Source organism: Vibrio gigantis (assembly GCF_024347515.1).
Lineage (GTDB): Bacteria > Pseudomonadota > Gammaproteobacteria > Enterobacterales > Vibrionaceae > Vibrio > Vibrio gigantis.
This window is the reverse complement of record NZ_AP025492.1, coordinates 650037-665298: the sequence shown is the minus strand read 5'-3', so window position 1 is coordinate 665298 and position 15262 is coordinate 650037. Positions and strand designations below refer to the sequence as shown.

The following is a 15262-nucleotide window of genomic DNA, read 5'->3' as shown; positions in this document are numbered from 1 at the left end:
CGTAATCGAAGAGATTATTTTAGTGCGTCATCGAGGCTCTGATCACCTAGGTGGCGTACGTCTTTACCCTTCACAAAGTAAATAATGTATTCGCAGATATTCTGGCAACGATCCCCCACTCGCTCAATCGCACGAGCTGACCACATCACTTGCAAGATATTAGGAATGTTCTTTGGGTCTTCCATCATGTAAGTCATTAACTGACGAATAACAGCCTCGTATTCCGCATCCAGCTTGTCATCAAGTTTATGAACTTCAGCTGCCGCATCCACGTCCATACGAGCAAAAGCATCTAACACTTGGTGAAGCATGGTGATAGCCTGACGGCAAAGAGGTTCTAATGAAACATGGAATTTTTGCTCTTTGGTCGAAGGGATCTCTATTGCGCCTTGAGCAATTTTAGAGGCGACATCACCAATACGTTCTAGGTCGGTAATCGTTTTGATGATCGCCATAATCAAACGCAGATCTTTCGCTGTCGGCTGACGCTTTGCAATGATTCGAGTACACGCCTCGTCAATCGACACTTCCATCGCGTTCACTTTATGGTCGTCACGAATCACTTTTTTAGCCAATTCAACATCGTCTTTGTGAAGCGCCTGCATTGCAAACGAAAGTTGCTGTTCCACTAGCCCACCCATAGTCAAGACATGAGTACGGATGGATTCTAACTCGACATTGAATTGCGCTGAAATGTGACGACCGAAGTGCATATTTGCTCCTTGAAAGAAATGAAGAAAGCCATTTATGTAGAGTGACTTAGCTCTAGATGACGCCTCTTTAGAGGTTAGCCATATCTACCAGTAATGTAGTCTTCCGTTTGGTTTTTCAATGGAGACGTAAAAATTGAGTCTGTATCTGAGTACTCGATCAATTTTCCCATATGAATAAAGGCGGTATGGTCACTCACACGCGCGGCTTGTTGCATGTTATGGGTAACAATCACCACGGTGTATTGTGTTTTGAGATCGTTGATCAGCTCTTCAATCGTCAAAGTAGAAATAGGATCCAGTGCTGATGTCGGTTCATCCAACAAGAGTACTTCAGGCTCAATCGCAACCGCACGAGCAATAACTAAGCGCTGTTGTTGACCACCAGACAAACCAAAGGCGTTTTCATGTAAACGATCTTTTACTTCATCCCATAGCGCGGCAGCACGCAGAGAGCGCTCAACCGCATCGTCAAGATCTCGGCTGTTGCTAACACCTTGTAGCCTCAAACCATAAACCACATTCTCATATATAGATTTTGGAAAAGGGTTTGGGCGCTGGAATACCATGCCGACACGACGTCGTAAGGTCGCGACATCCACCTGAGGGTGATACACATTCTTACCATGAAGCTTCACTTTCCCGGAAACCTTGCAGCCTTCAACAAGATCGTTCATGCGATTAATGCAGCGCAGCAGAGTCGACTTACCACAGCCAGAAGGGCCGATAAACGCGGTCACTTGCCCCTTCGGGATCTGCATTGAAATATCATCAAGTGCTTGGCTCTCTTTATAATAAAGATTCAGCCCTTCAATCGAGATAGCAATTTGCTCATCCTTCAGGTTGTGAACATCAAGTGGTGCTTGGTAACCCAAGGTTTCATTAATCGAGAACATCTAATCTTGTCCTAAGGTTCGGTATTTTTCGCGCAAGTTATTACGGATATTGATGGCTGTTAAATTCAATCCAACAATCACCGTAACCAATAAAAATGAAGTCGCATACACTAAGGGTCGCGCCGCTTCGATATTAGAGGTTTGAAAACCAACATCATAGATATGAAAACCTAAGTGCATGAACTTTCTGTCTAAGTGTAGATACGGGAACTGACTATCGACTGGCAAGCTTGACGCTAATTTCACAACACCCACCAGCATCAATGGGGCAACTTCCCCCGCAGCTCTCGCGATTGCTAAAATCAAACCCGTAATAATCGCAGGGCTTGCCATTGGTAAAACAATGCGCCAAAGCGTCTCAAATTGAGTAGCACCAAGGGCTAATGAACCGTGCCTCACAGAGCTAGGAATGCGTGTTAAACCTTCTTCGGTGGTTACAATAACAACGGGCAATGTTAATACCGCTAAGGTTAATGCTGACCACAGTAGACCCGGAGTACCAAATGTCGGAGCAGGTAATCGCTCAGCATAAAACAGAGTGTCAATCGAGCCACCAATGGTATAAACAAAAAAGCCTAAACCAAAAACACCATACACAATTGACGGTACACCCGCCAAGTTAATCACAGCAATGCGAATCAAACGTGTGAGTGCGTTGTTTTTTGCGTATTCATGGAGATATATAGCAGCGACCACGCCAAGAGGCATCACGACGATCGACATAAGAATAACCAACAGTACAGTGCCAAAAATCGCTGGAAATACACCACCTTCAGAGTTTGAGTCTCGTGGGCTCTCTGATAAAAACTTCCAAACTTGTTTGCCCCAATGCCCAACCTTTTCAAGATAAGACATATTATTCGGGTACCAGTAATCCAGAATGTGACTGAGCGAAATTTCAACCACCTTTCCTGTCATATCCTCAACGAGCAAGCTTTCAACATTAAGTTGCTTTCTAAGGTGCTCAAGCTTAATTTCTGCTTCACCTAACTGGTGATTTAATTCCAGTTTAGTTTGAGTATAGGTTTTAAGGTATTCATCGCTTACTGACTCATTGAGCTCAAGCTTACGCTTTTCTAAACGCAAGTTTTCCAATTGCCAACTGATATTGCGAATTTCTTGGTTCACAACACGCGATGTTTCTTTACGTAACGTATCGGCAAACGCTAAACCCTGTTCGAGCTTTTGATCTATGTTCGTATCAAATGTGCCAGAAGCGGTTTTAAAACCCACCGGCTTACCAAAGAAATAGCCACCTCGACTTCGTTCAATCACAACCCAATCAAGCGGGGTTGTTGGTTCACGTAAGTTAACATCCAGAATGGAAACAAAATCCGCAGGGTACAGCTCTCTGTTAGCGACTTTGATGCTTAAGCGCTGTATTAGCCCAGTCGACAAATTTTGAGGTGACAAAAGGTCATGGACTTGAGGAACTTGCTCTATCGGGATGTATTTTCGTTCATATAACTGACCAATCAATACATCTTGTTTTGATACGGTTTCATCAAGATCGACTACTAACGATAAATCTTTGGAATCAACTTGCCATTGGTATAAAGGAGCGGGCCAAAAATAGGTTAAGCCCTTCCAACCAATCAGCAGCATTAGGCCAAGAACAGAAAGCATACTGATGCTCACCGCTCCACCCGTTAGCCATATCCACGGAGAGCCCGATTTAACCCAAGATAATAATGACTTCAGTTTATTCATCATGATCGACCTTGCTCTTGGCGCGCTAAACTCAAACAACGGCGAAGATCACGAGGTACGCTAACCAAACCACGAAAAGACATTAATACCCATTGAGGCAAACATTTAACACTACAGCGCACGATATTTATCTCTCAGTCTTTGTCTAACCCACTCTGCGACTGAGTTAACCGCGAATGTGAAGATAAACAGTAAGAGTGCGGCCAAGAACAGCAAGCGGAAATGAGAACCGCCCACTTCTGATTCTGGCAATTCAACAGCAATCGTTGCCGATAATGTCCTCATCCCTTCTAAAATATTCCAGTCAAGAATTGGTGTGTTACCTGTCGCCATCAAGACGATCATGGTTTCGCCAACCGCGCGTCCTAACCCCATCATAACTGCAGAAAAGATACCCGGGCTCGCCGTCAATAACACCACATAAATAAGGGTTTGCCACGCGGTCGCACCCAACGCCAATGAACCATCAGATAAATGTTTAGGTACAGAGAAAATAGCATCTTCAGCAATAGTGAAGATCGTTGGGATGACCGCAAAGCCCATAGCAAAACCGACCACCAGTGCATTCCTTTGGTCAAAGTCGATGCCGTAGCTAGCCAAGAAGGTTCGAATATCACCACCAAATAACAAAGCTTCAATGCTGTTTCCACCAGCAAACACAGCAACCACCGTAATCACCAATACCGGAATCAATATCAGTGCGTGCCAACCATTAGAGAAGCGCCCCGTGACCAGCTTCGGTAAACAAAACCAAACAAGTCCAGTAAGCAGTGTGCTCAGTGGTAGTAACACCATTAATGAGAAGACTGCCGTTAAATGCGTCTCGACGATTGGAGCAAACCAAAGCCCGGCCAAAAATCCGATGATCACAGTCGGAAGTGCTTCCATCAGCTCTATCGAAGGTTTCACCACTCTTCGCATCCGTGGAGACATGAAGTATGCGGTGTAAATAGCTCCAAGCACAGCGACTGGCACTGCAAACATCATCGCAAACAGAGCTGCTTTGATAGTGCCGAACGTGATAGGTACTAAACTGAATTTTTCTTCAAAGTCATCATTCGCCGACGTTGATTGCCAAACATATTGCGGCTCAGGGTAACTTTCATACCAGACCTTTTGCCAGAGCGATGAGAACGAGATTTGTGGATATTCATTATCAACTTTCGCCACACTGATGGTGCCATCAATCAGCGTCGCCAGGTGCAGCTCATTGGCAGACATAGCCGCTAATTGTGGTGATTTATCAAATGCTCGTTCAAACAACGACAGCTTTTCACTAGTCGTATAATGGCTTTGTAATGTGCCGTTCTTATAGAAGCTATAAAAACCCTTCCTATAAGTGTCAGGCAAAATAAACTGCACTTGTTCAGCAAGTTGGAAGTCTCGAATATGGGTCAGAACACGCTTTTCATCTTTGAGTACATCGAACCACTGAGAAACCAGTCCATCCTCATGCGTAACCAACAACGAGTATGCCCCAGACAGTAAATCGATGCTTTTTACGGAATGCTTCGCATCATTTAAGCTCAGATCGATCACTTCACGAACATTAAAACCGTCATCTGATAGTTTCAAAACAGCCAAATCCGATTGTGCGCGGAGATATAAAGTTTGCCCATCAGGAGTGACTAGTAACTGTTGCTGTAAGCCCAACTTATCCGATAGCCATTGGCTTTTCTGAAAAACATACTGACCAGTAAGATCACTCTCATACCACTTAACCAAGACTCGTTGGTCACTTAGCTGAGCGACTACCGTAATACCACGTCCATTTTTAGAAAACGCGAATTTTTCAATTGTCACTCCGTTTGATGATTCACCATTTAAGAATGGTTCAGGGAGATCGATTTGCTCAATTTTAGGTTCGGCTTCACTGCCCTTTTTCAGCACAGGCGCACTATACTCAGGATAGAAAAAAGTAAGATTGCTTGCGCTGTCGGCAAAGGCGAACCAGTTTTCTGAGGGGGTATTTCGAGAAAAGGCGGTTGGGTTAGCTACAACATTACGCTCAAAGTAAGAGTGTGTATTTTGAGACTCTAAATCCCAAAACTGTACCAAACCTGATTTTTCGATAGTAAATGCATGTTGACCATATTCATCAACAGATAAGACGATAGGCTTTTCTACGGCAACCTTTTTTACGGCTTGGTTAGTCTCTAAACCAGTATCAGAAAATACCGGTAAAATAACCATAGCTAAGTAAACAAAGATCAATACCAAAGCGGCTAGAACACTGACCGCGCCACATGTCACCGAAAAACGGACGAGACGATCTTTCAACCATCTTTTTTTGTCGCGCTCTTTCAATGAAAATTGGGCTGAAGCCATCTGTTTATCTACCTTTTTTTAGCTACTGACATAATATGTACGTTAGATGACAATTATATTACAAGTTACGTTAAACAACTGAAACTAATAACAAGTTTGTTAGCCATATTTCTTAAAGTAAGATCATAGATTTTGTGCATTTTGCCATTCTAAATTAAAGTAATTAGCTCTATAACCAGTACTCAAGGATTCTTATCTCGATGGAAAAAGACTATGTAACAAAAGAACTTAGCTGGTTATCTTTCAACGAAAGAGTGCTCCAAGAGGCGACAGACAAGTCAGTCCCCTTAATCGAAAGAGTTCGTTTTTTAGGTATTTATTCGAAAAACCTCGATGAGTTTTACAAAGTCCGATTTGCTGATGTGAAGCGAAAGATCTTACTTCAAGATCCACAGTTCCCCTCCAACTCGCCGAAAGCCTTACTGACTCAAATGCAGAATAAAGCGAGCAAGCTCGACGCTCAATTCCATGAACTGTATAACGACTTGCTATTAGAATTGGCACGCAATCGTATTTTTCTGGTCAACGAACAACAAATCAGCGAAGAACAAAGCGAATGGATCAAGAAGTACTTTAAGAAAAAAGTACTTCCGCATTTAACTCCGTTTCTTTTAAACGAAGATAGCCAGTTGCTCAATATTATGAAAGACGAGCAAAGTTACTTAGCCATCGACATCGAGCGTGACGCATCTTCTCAATATGTCTTACTCGAAATCCCATCAGAGGCACTCCCTCGATTTGTTAAGCTACCAGACTCCTCTGGTTCACAGCGTACGACTTTGATCTTATTAGATAATATAGTTCGATTTTGTTTGGATGACTTGCTTAAAGGATTCTTTGAATATGACTCATTGCGTTGTTTTGCGATAAAAATGACGCGTGATGCTGATTATGATCTTCAAGAGGACAATGAAAGTAGCCTCTTAGAGTCGATGTCTTTAGGTTTAGAACAACGCTTAACGGCACTGCCAATACGCCTTATCTATGAATCAGAAATGCCAGCTGAAATGCTTAATTTTTTACAAGTAAGGCTTAAGCTGTCTGACTATGATAGTGTCATCGCAGGTGGACGCTATCATAACTTCAAACATTTCTCTGAGTTCCCAAGCCTTAATCGACGTGATTTAGTTAATCGTCCGCTACCCGCGATTAAGTGTGCGCATTTCAGCCACTACCCAAACTATTTCGAAGCGATCAAAGCTCGTGACATCTTACTCCATTACCCTTATCACACCTTTAATCACATCACTGAGCTCGTGAGGCAGGCTTCCTTTGACCCTAAGGTAACCTCCATAAAAATAAACGTTTATCGTGTTGCAGAAGGCTCAAAACTCCTTAGCTCGATTATCGACGCTGCGCACAATGGCAAAAAGGTCACCGTGGTTGTCGAGCTGCAAGCCCGCTTTGATGAGCAAGCCAATATTCAATGGACCAAGAAACTTCAAGAAGCGGGTGTAAAAGTCATCCATGGCATCCCGAGCTTGAAGATCCACTCCAAGCTGCTGCTCATCAAACGAAAAGAAGGCAAGCATACAGAGCATTATGCCCATATTGGCACTGGCAACTTTCACGAAGTTACAGCGCGGGTATATACCGATTTTTCTCTGCTCACTGCAAATAAAGATTTGACTCAAGAGGTGAGGCAAGTCTTTAAGTATGTTGAAAACCCTTATCAAAGGTCCCAATTCAAACAACTGATTGTGTCGCCAAAGAATACAAGAAAACGTCTGTATCAGTTGATAGATAGTGAAATACAAAACGCGATAGAGGATAAGCCAGCAAGCATCACTCTAAAACTCAACAACTTGGTCGACCGCGATATCATTGAAAAGCTCTATCAGGCCAGCCAAGCAAATGTAAAAGTGAGAATGGTCATTCGTGGCATGTGCTCTCTTGTCCCTGGCATACCCAACGTCAGTAACCATATTGAAGTTGTCAGTGTGGTCGACCGTTTTCTCGAACACCCGAGAGTGATGATATTTGGTAACTCTGGAAAGCCGAAAGTCTATATCTCCTCTGCAGACTGGATGACACGAAACTTTGATCATCGCATCGAAGTTGCAGCCCCAATTTTAGATCCAAAGATCAAGCAAACCATTATCGACATCACCGAGTTTCATTTCGATGACAGCAACAAAGCTAGAGTGCTAAACCAATCGATGAGTAACCCTTATATACAAGCACCGGCAAACCCGCTTGATTACCCGACGTCGCAACTCTCCACTTACCACTATATTAAACGTATGGAGAAATTGGCTCGCAAGAAGTACAAACAAGAGAGAAATCATGTCGCTAATTGATAACAAACATTCTCGATGTATTGCCGCTATCGATTTGGGGTCGAACAGCTTCCATATGGTAGTAGCCCGAGTATTCGATCAACACCTGCAATTAGTCAGTAGACACAAACAGAAAGTAAGATTAGGTGATGGATTGGATGAAAGTCACTTCCTATCCGAAAGCGCTATCAAGCGCGGCTTAGAGTGCCTGAAAGTGTTCGCAGAACGACTAGCGGATTTTGAACTTGATGATGTCAGAGTTGTTGCGACTCATACTCTAAGAAAGGCCAAAAACGCTAAAGACTTCATAGAGCAAGCCAAACCACTGTTTCCTTTTCCAATAGAGATCATTTCCGGTCAAGAAGAAGCTCGAATAATCTATAACGGTGTAGAGCACACTCAAACCGCTTCTGAATCTAAATTGGTTATTGATATCGGTGGAGGAAGTACGGAACTCGTCGCTGGACAAGGCTTTACCCCCCAAATTATGCGCAGTTTACCGATGGGATGCGTCAACTTCACTCAACGTTTCTTTACTAACGGAGATCTAACCTCACAGCACTTCTCAGAAGCTTATACCGCAGCTACTCGTCTATTGATGCCATTGATTGAAGAATACACAAAAGCCTCTTGGGAAATCGCCTTTGGCTCATCTGGGACCGCTAAATCAGTAAAGGAGGTACTCATTGGCTTAGGGTTCAGCGATGGTCTCATTACGCCACAACGCCTGTCCTATTTAAAAAATCACTTATGTGAATTTTCATCATCCAAAACCTTAAATCTTTCAGGTTTAAGTGATGAGAGAAAGCCAGTGTTTGCTGCTGGCGTCACCATTCTTTCAGCAATTATGGATACGCTAGATATCAAGGCGTTACATTTTTCTGATGGTGCTCTGAGAGAAGGTGTTCTTTATGACATGGAGGATAGATTTAAAGATATTGATGTTCGAACAAGAACTGCCGAAACGCTAGTTTCCCGATACCATGTCGACGTAGCTCATGGTCAGAAAGTAAAAGTACTCGCTCTTGCATTGCTGAAGCAAATGCAACCTCAAGTGACAACAGCGGTCAGTAATGAGCTGTATGATCTGATTGGTTGGGCTGCATTGCTTCATGAGGTGGGACAAAGCATTGCATTCCAAGGCTATCACCGTCATTCGGCTTATCTGCTTAAACACACGACAATGCCAGGCTTCAATACTGAGCAACAACGTCTGATCTCAACATTGGTTCGCTATCAAAGAAAAGCGCTCAAGTTACAAGACTTGCCGGAGCTTTCCCTATTTCCCCCACAACAAATAACGCTGCTAATTCGTATATTAAGACTCGCTATCTTACTTAACCGTCAGCGAAATCAAACGCTAACTCCAGATGTAACTCTAACGATTGAACAACAGGATAACTGGAAATTGAAAGGATCTAGCAGCGATTGGTTGGCTCAAAACCAACTGCTTAATTGTGAACTCAGAGAAGAACAACAACGTTGGCAAAATGCAGGGTGGTCGTTAAAGCTAGAATAACGAACAGTCAAAATAAAAACAGCCTGCGACATCGCAAGCTGTTCAAACACTTCTTTTCTAAGTTTGTAGTAGCCTCAATCAGAGCCCAACTTTCGCCAACTCTTGCTCTGCGAACTCAGACGGTATCGCTAAATAGCCATCTTTCTCTACCAGTTCTTGCCCTTGCTTTGAGAACACAAAAGTGAGGAACTCTCTCTCAACGGGAGAAAGCGGTTTATCTGGGTGTTTGTTCACGTATACATAAAGAAAGCGCGATAGAGGGTAATCACCGCTCAAGATATTCGTACGCGTAGGCTCAACATAACTAGAACCGTGCTCTGCAATAGGAATCAGCTTAACACCAGCTACACGATAGCCAATACCCGAATAGCCAATCCCGCTGATGGATGAAGCGACCGACTGAACTACAGAAGCGGAACCTGGTTGCTCATTCACGCGATTTTTAAAATCACCACCACAGAGTGCATTCTGTTTGAAGTATCCATAAGTACCCGATACTGAATTGCGACCGAACAGCTGGAATCGATGTTTCGCCCATGGCTGATCGATTCCGAGATCTTGCCAGTTATTGAGGGGCTTCGTTGCTCCGCAGCGTAGGGTCTCAGAAAAGATGCCATCAATCTGACGAAAGTTCAGCCCTTCAATAGGGTTATCTCGATGGACAAACAGTCCTATTGCATCAATAGCCACTCGTAATGCAGTTGGTTTATAGCCATGCTCTCTTTCGAAGGCTTCTACTTCACGCAGACGCATTGGTCGGCTCATAGGGCCAAGGTGTGCTGTCCCTTCTGTCAATGCAGGAGGTGCAGTAGAAGAGCCAGATGCTTGGACCTGAGCGTTCACATTCGGATAATAGGATTTAAACTCCTCTACCCAAAGTGTCGTCATCCCAGCCAAAGTATCAGAACCGACCGACAACAAGCTTCCAGAGATACCAGGAACCTTGGAATAATCAGGCAGTGATTCAACACTCTGTTCAGCGAAGCTTGGCCACGCCAATAGCATCGCTAACATAGAACCAATCGGCAAACGCATCCTGCGTATTAAGTCACTCATGACACGGTCAATCGGTTTGGCAACGTGAAATGGAAACGACTGCCGACGCCCACTTCACTTTGAATTTCGAGGTGTGAATCGTGGTGGCTAAGCGCATGCTTTACAATCGCCAATCCAAGACCACTACCACCGGTATCACGAGAGCGGGCTTTATCTACACGATAGAAGCGCTCTGTGAGGCGATGTAAATGCTGAGGCTCAATACCGTCTCCTGTGTCTGACACATCCAAACACGCACCTTGACTAGTCTGATACCAACGCACCTTAACCGTCGCACCCGGTGGCGTATATTTCACTGCGTTGTAAACGAGATTCGATATCGCACTTCTCAATTGGTCTTCATCAGCAAGAACACGAAGGCTTTTATCGATATCAAATTCAAGTTTATGTTCACGGTCACCACTTAAGCTTGCTGCTTCTTTCTCCAGAACTTCAAGCATAGCCGGAACGTTCACTACTTCATCCAACTCATGCATTGGCGCTGCTTCAATTTTCGAAAGCGTGAGCAACTGGTTAACCAGACTGTTCATACGATTCAATTGCTCAGTCATTACACCATGCGCCTTGGTCCACATTGGGCCAACGATCATGTCTGGGTCTTCCGTCATTTCAAGATAACCTTGAAGGACGGTCATTGGTGTACGCAACTCATGAGAGACGTTAGCGAAGAAGTTACGGCGCATGCCCTCTAGCTGCTTAAGCTGGGTCACATCACGCACCACCATCAGGTGTTCACCCTCGGTATACGGCACAATACGCAGTTCAAGCATACGTTCCACATTCAATGGAGAAGGCATCTCTAATGGCTCAGAGAAATCTTGCTTATTAAGGTACTTAATAAAATCTGGAGTACGAATCAAGTTCGAGATCGGTTGACCTGAATCATCTGGCCAACGAAAGCCCAACAAATACTGAGCCAGCTTGTTACACCAAACGATATTGCCTTCACCACGAAATACCACAACGGCATCGGGAAGGGACTCAGCACCGTTACGGAAACGGCGAATAAGGTTAGTCAGCTCTTTACGTTTGCGACGCTGTCTCTGCTGCATACGATAAATACCGTTAAACAGAGATTCCCAGTTGCCAGAGCCTGAAGGTGGAGTTAGACGCTTCTCATCCCACAGCCATGCGGACAAACGCATTTGATTGTGTAGATGCCAGCCGAGCTGCAATACCGTAGCAGCCAGCAGTAACCAAGGTAGATAACCGAATATCCATCCGACTAAAACCCATGGTGCGTAAAAAAAAGCCAGCTCCCAAGCCAGCTTTTTCCAGGTTAACTTTTCAACCATTCAGGACTCCGTAAACTGGGCAGCGAAGCCACATTAAGCCTTTGTAGAAAAACGGTAGCCAGCGCCACGAACCGTTTGGATTAGCTTATCGTGACCTGCAGACTCAAGCGCTTTACGCAGGCGTCGAATATGTACATCAACCGTGCGGTCTTCAACGTAAACGTTGGTACCCCAAACATTGTTAAGCAGCTGCTCTCGGCTGTATACACGCTCTTGGTGCGTCATAAAGAAATGCAGCATTTTGAATTCTGTCGGTCCCATATCAACTGGGCCTTCGCTTGCGGTAACGCGGTGTGATACTGGGTCTAATTTAAGACCTTGAACATCAATCACATCTTCCAATGCTGTTGGTGTTACACGGCGAATAACCGCTTTCAGGCGAGCTACAAGCTCTTTTGGTGAAAATGGTTTGGTAATGTAGTCGTCAGCGCCAACTTCTAAACCGCGAACCTTATCTTCTTCTTCACCACGAGCCGTTAGCATCACCACTGGGATGTTGCGAGTTAACTCTTCACGCTTCATGTGCTTGATAAAGTTTATCCCGCTACCACCAGGTAGCATCCAATCTAGTAATACTAGATCTGGGAAAGGTTCACATAGCTTGTTTACCGCTGTATCGTAATCTTCAGCCTCTACTGCTTGGTAGCCTTTTTGTTCAAGTACAAAACACAGCATCTCACGAATAGGTGCTTCATCTTCAACGACCAGAATCCTTCTCGACATAATTGAATAGCCTTTGTATTTAATCAACGCATTGCATTATCTGAGTTAATTATGACACTTTTGTGACCTTTGAAAACAAATTTTCATATAACTGTCTCAAACGTTTCACTTTATAACTTTTGATACAGAGCTAAGGACAAATCGAATTAGATCTCATATCATGAGGCACTTCTAAAAAGGTATGAGAAAAATATATGTGGTTTAAAAATTGCCTAGTCTATCGCTTCAACCGTGATATTGATTTCAACGCAGATCAGCTAGAGAAACAACTTGAAGAATTCCGCTTTACTCCTTGTGGTAGCCAAGACAAACAGAAGTTTGGTTGGGTGCACGCAATGGGTAAACATGGCGATATGATGACGCACGTATCAGAGAACCGCATCCTAATCTGTGCAAAGAAAGAAGAGAAAATGCTTCCAGCATCTGTGATTAAAGAGTCACTGAATGCAAAAGTTGAAACTCTTGAGGCAGAGTCAGGCACTCCTCTTAAAAAGAAAGAGAAAGATAGCCTAAAAGAAGACATCATTATTGACCTTCTTCCTCGTGCATTTAGCCGCAGTAACTTCACATACGCGCTGATCATGCCAAAAGAAGGCTTCATTGTGGTTGATGCTAGCAGCTACAAAAAAGCAGAAGACGTGTTAGCTCTGCTACGCAAAACAATGGGTAGCCTACCAGTTGTTCCTGCAATTCCTGAGCAAGCGATCGAAACAACACTAACCGAATGGGTTAAGTCGGGCGATACACCTCAAGGCATTACTATGCTTGACGAAGCTGAGCTTAAATCAATCCAAGAAGACGGTGGTATTGTTCGAGTTAAGAAACAAGAGCTAGAAGCCGACGAGATTAAAAACCACATCGAAGCAAATAAAGTGGTAACCAAGCTGCTTATCAACTGGCAAGATCGCATTGAATTCATCCTGGCTGAAGACGGCAGTATCAAACGCCTGAAGTTCAGCGATGAACTTAAAGATGAGAACGACGATATTCCTCGCGAAGACCAAGCAGCACGCTTTGATGCAGATTTCTCATTGCTATGTGGTGAGTTCAGCGTGTTCCTTCCGAACCTATTCGAATCACTAGGTGGATTAACTCAACCGAACGCTTAATCGCTATCTCTAAAGCTCAGGTGCTCCGTGCCTGAGCTTATTTTCCCTACATTTCCCGCTGTATATTTATCCCTTCACTCTCTTCTTAATATCATTGCTATCTTTAGGGCTATCAACCAGACTCATTTTAGCGTAAAATTTGCGCCCCTTTGATATCACTTGGTGGTATCAACCTGACTTGAGATCAGATTAGAGAACGAAGCAATGACTACACAAAAACCATTTGTACCTGAACTATTATCACCGGCAGGAAGCCTTAAAAACATGCGTTACGCATTCGCCTACGGCGCAGATGCAGTATACGCAGGCCAGCCACGTTACAGCCTTCGCGTTCGTAACAACGAGTTCAATCACGAAAACCTACAAATTGGTATCGATGAAGCTCATGCTCAAGGTAAGAAGTTATATGTTGTATGTAACATTCAGCCGCACAACTCTAAATTAAAAACATTCATTCGCGACCTTAAGCCAGTTGTAGATATGGGCCCTGATGCCCTAATCATGTCTGACCCAGGTCTTATCATGATGGTTCGTGAAGCGTTCCCTGAAATGCCAATCCACCTTTCTGTTCAAGCAAATGCAGTAAACTGGGCTACCGTTAAGTTCTGGTCAACCCAAGGCGTTGAGCGTGTAATCCTATCTCGTGAGCTATCACTTGAAGAGATCGAAGAAATCCGCGAGCACTGCCCAGAAACAGAACTAGAGATCTTTGTTCACGGTGCACTTTGTATGGCGTACTCTGGTCGCTGCCTGCTTTCTGGTTACATGAACAAGCGCGATCCTAACCAAGGTACTTGCACTAACGCTTGTCGTTGGGAATACAAAACAGAAGCAGCAAAAGAAGACGAAAACGGTCAAATCGTTGAAGCAAACCCTACTGGTGTTGCTATTCAGGAAGTAGAGACGCAAGATATTGAAGTTCAAGATGAACGTCCAGACAATACACTAGGTCTAGGTAAACCAACAGACGAAGTGGTTCTACTTTCAGAGTCACACAAGCCAGAAGAAAAAATGGCTGCGTTTGAAGATGAGCATGGTACTTACATCATGAACTCAAAAGACCTTCGTGCAATCCAACACGTTGAGCGCCTAACGAAGATGGGGGTTCACTCACTGAAAATTGAAGGCCGTACTAAGTCTTTCTACTACTGTGCTCGTACTGCACAGGTTTATCGTAAAGCGATCGATGACGCAGTAGCAGGCAAGCCATTTGATGAAAGCCTAATGGGTACACTAGAGAGCCTAGCGCACCGTGGCTACACTGAAGGCTTCCTACGTCGCCACACTCACGACACTTACCAAAACTACGAGTACGGTTACTCTATCTCTGATACTCAGCAATTTGTTGGTGAATTCACAGGTAAACGCCGAGGCGATCTTGCAGAAGTAGAAGTGAAGAACAAGTTCCTAGTAGGCGACAGCTTAGAAATGATGACACCGAAAGGTAACGTTGTTTTCACACTAGAGATGATGGAAAACCGTAAGTCTGAAGCAGTTGAAGACGCAAAAGGTAACGGTCACTTTGTATTCATCCCAGTACCAGCTGATCTAGACTTAGAGTACGGCTTGTTAATGCGTAACTTGAGCGAAGGCCAAGACACACGCAACGCATCAGGTAAGTAACTTTACTTAGAAAA

At 44.0% G+C, this 15262-nt stretch carries 11 protein-coding genes; 4 read left to right on the top strand and 7 right to left on the bottom strand.

From position 1 onward, the window contains the following. Window positions 1–14: 14 nt before the first annotated feature. From phoU to OCV56_RS02955, 4 genes are all read right to left on the bottom strand, one after another. On the bottom strand, window positions 15–713 hold the full coding sequence (gene phoU / locus OCV56_RS02970) for a phosphate signaling complex protein PhoU (RefSeq protein ID WP_086716158.1): 699 nt from the start codon (window positions 711–713) through the stop codon (window positions 15–17). A 74-nt stretch (window positions 714–787) separates the two neighbouring features. Further along, window positions 788–1606 (bottom strand): phosphate ABC transporter ATP-binding protein PstB, encoded by an 819-nt coding sequence (gene pstB / locus OCV56_RS02965; RefSeq protein ID WP_086716157.1) that lies wholly within the window; start codon window positions 1604–1606, stop codon window positions 788–790. Beyond that, window positions 1607–3316, bottom strand: coding sequence for a phosphate ABC transporter permease PstA (gene pstA, locus OCV56_RS02960; RefSeq protein ID WP_086716175.1), 1710 nt, complete (start codon window positions 3314–3316; stop codon window positions 1607–1609). Window positions 3317–3427: 111 nt separating this feature from the next. Then, entirely contained in the window at window positions 3428–5644 is a 2217-nt protein-coding gene (locus tag OCV56_RS02955; RefSeq protein WP_086716155.1) for an ABC transporter permease subunit, read from the bottom strand. A gap of 200 nt (window positions 5645–5844) precedes the next feature. Between OCV56_RS02955 and ppk1 the strand changes: the two genes are divergently transcribed. Then, complete coding sequence (ppk1, locus tag OCV56_RS02950) at window positions 5845–7944, top strand: polyphosphate kinase 1 (RefSeq protein WP_086716154.1); 2100 nt, start codon at window positions 5845–5847, stop codon at window positions 7942–7944. Next, complete coding sequence (gene ppx / locus OCV56_RS02945) at window positions 7931–9442, top strand: exopolyphosphatase (protein ID WP_086716153.1); 1512 nt, start codon at window positions 7931–7933, stop codon at window positions 9440–9442. Before ppk1 ends, ppx begins: the two co-directional genes overlap by 14 nt. Window positions 9443–9520: 78 nt before the next feature. Here ppx and OCV56_RS02940 read toward each other — a convergent pair whose 3' ends face one another. From OCV56_RS02940 to phoB, 3 genes are read right to left on the bottom strand one after another with little or no spacing between them, the layout of a single operon-like run. Then, window positions 9521–10477, bottom strand: coding sequence for a PstS family phosphate ABC transporter substrate-binding protein (locus tag OCV56_RS02940; protein WP_086716152.1), 957 nt, complete (start codon window positions 10475–10477; stop codon window positions 9521–9523). Between the two features lie 17 nt (window positions 10478–10494). Further along, window positions 10495–11793 (bottom strand): phosphate regulon sensor histidine kinase PhoR, encoded by a 1299-nt coding sequence (phoR, locus tag OCV56_RS02935; RefSeq protein ID WP_017062847.1) that lies wholly within the window; start codon window positions 11791–11793, stop codon window positions 10495–10497. 33 nt (window positions 11794–11826) lie between these two features. Beyond that, window positions 11827–12516 carry a phosphate regulon transcriptional regulator PhoB gene (gene phoB / locus OCV56_RS02930; RefSeq protein WP_004735064.1) on the bottom strand — a complete coding sequence of 230 codons (690 nt, stop codon included), beginning with the start codon at window positions 12514–12516 and terminating at the stop codon, window positions 11827–11829. 194 nt (window positions 12517–12710) lie between these two features. On the opposite strand from phoB, the gene rdgC reads away from it, so the two are divergent. Next, window positions 12711–13625, top strand: coding sequence for a recombination-associated protein RdgC (gene rdgC, locus OCV56_RS02925; protein WP_086716151.1), 915 nt, complete (start codon window positions 12711–12713; stop codon window positions 13623–13625). Between the two features lie 204 nt (window positions 13626–13829). Then, window positions 13830–15248, top strand: coding sequence for a prephenate-dependent tRNA uridine(34) hydroxylase TrhP (gene trhP / locus OCV56_RS02920; protein WP_086716149.1), 1419 nt, complete (start codon window positions 13830–13832; stop codon window positions 15246–15248). The last annotated feature ends 14 nt before the right edge of the window (window positions 15249–15262 follow it).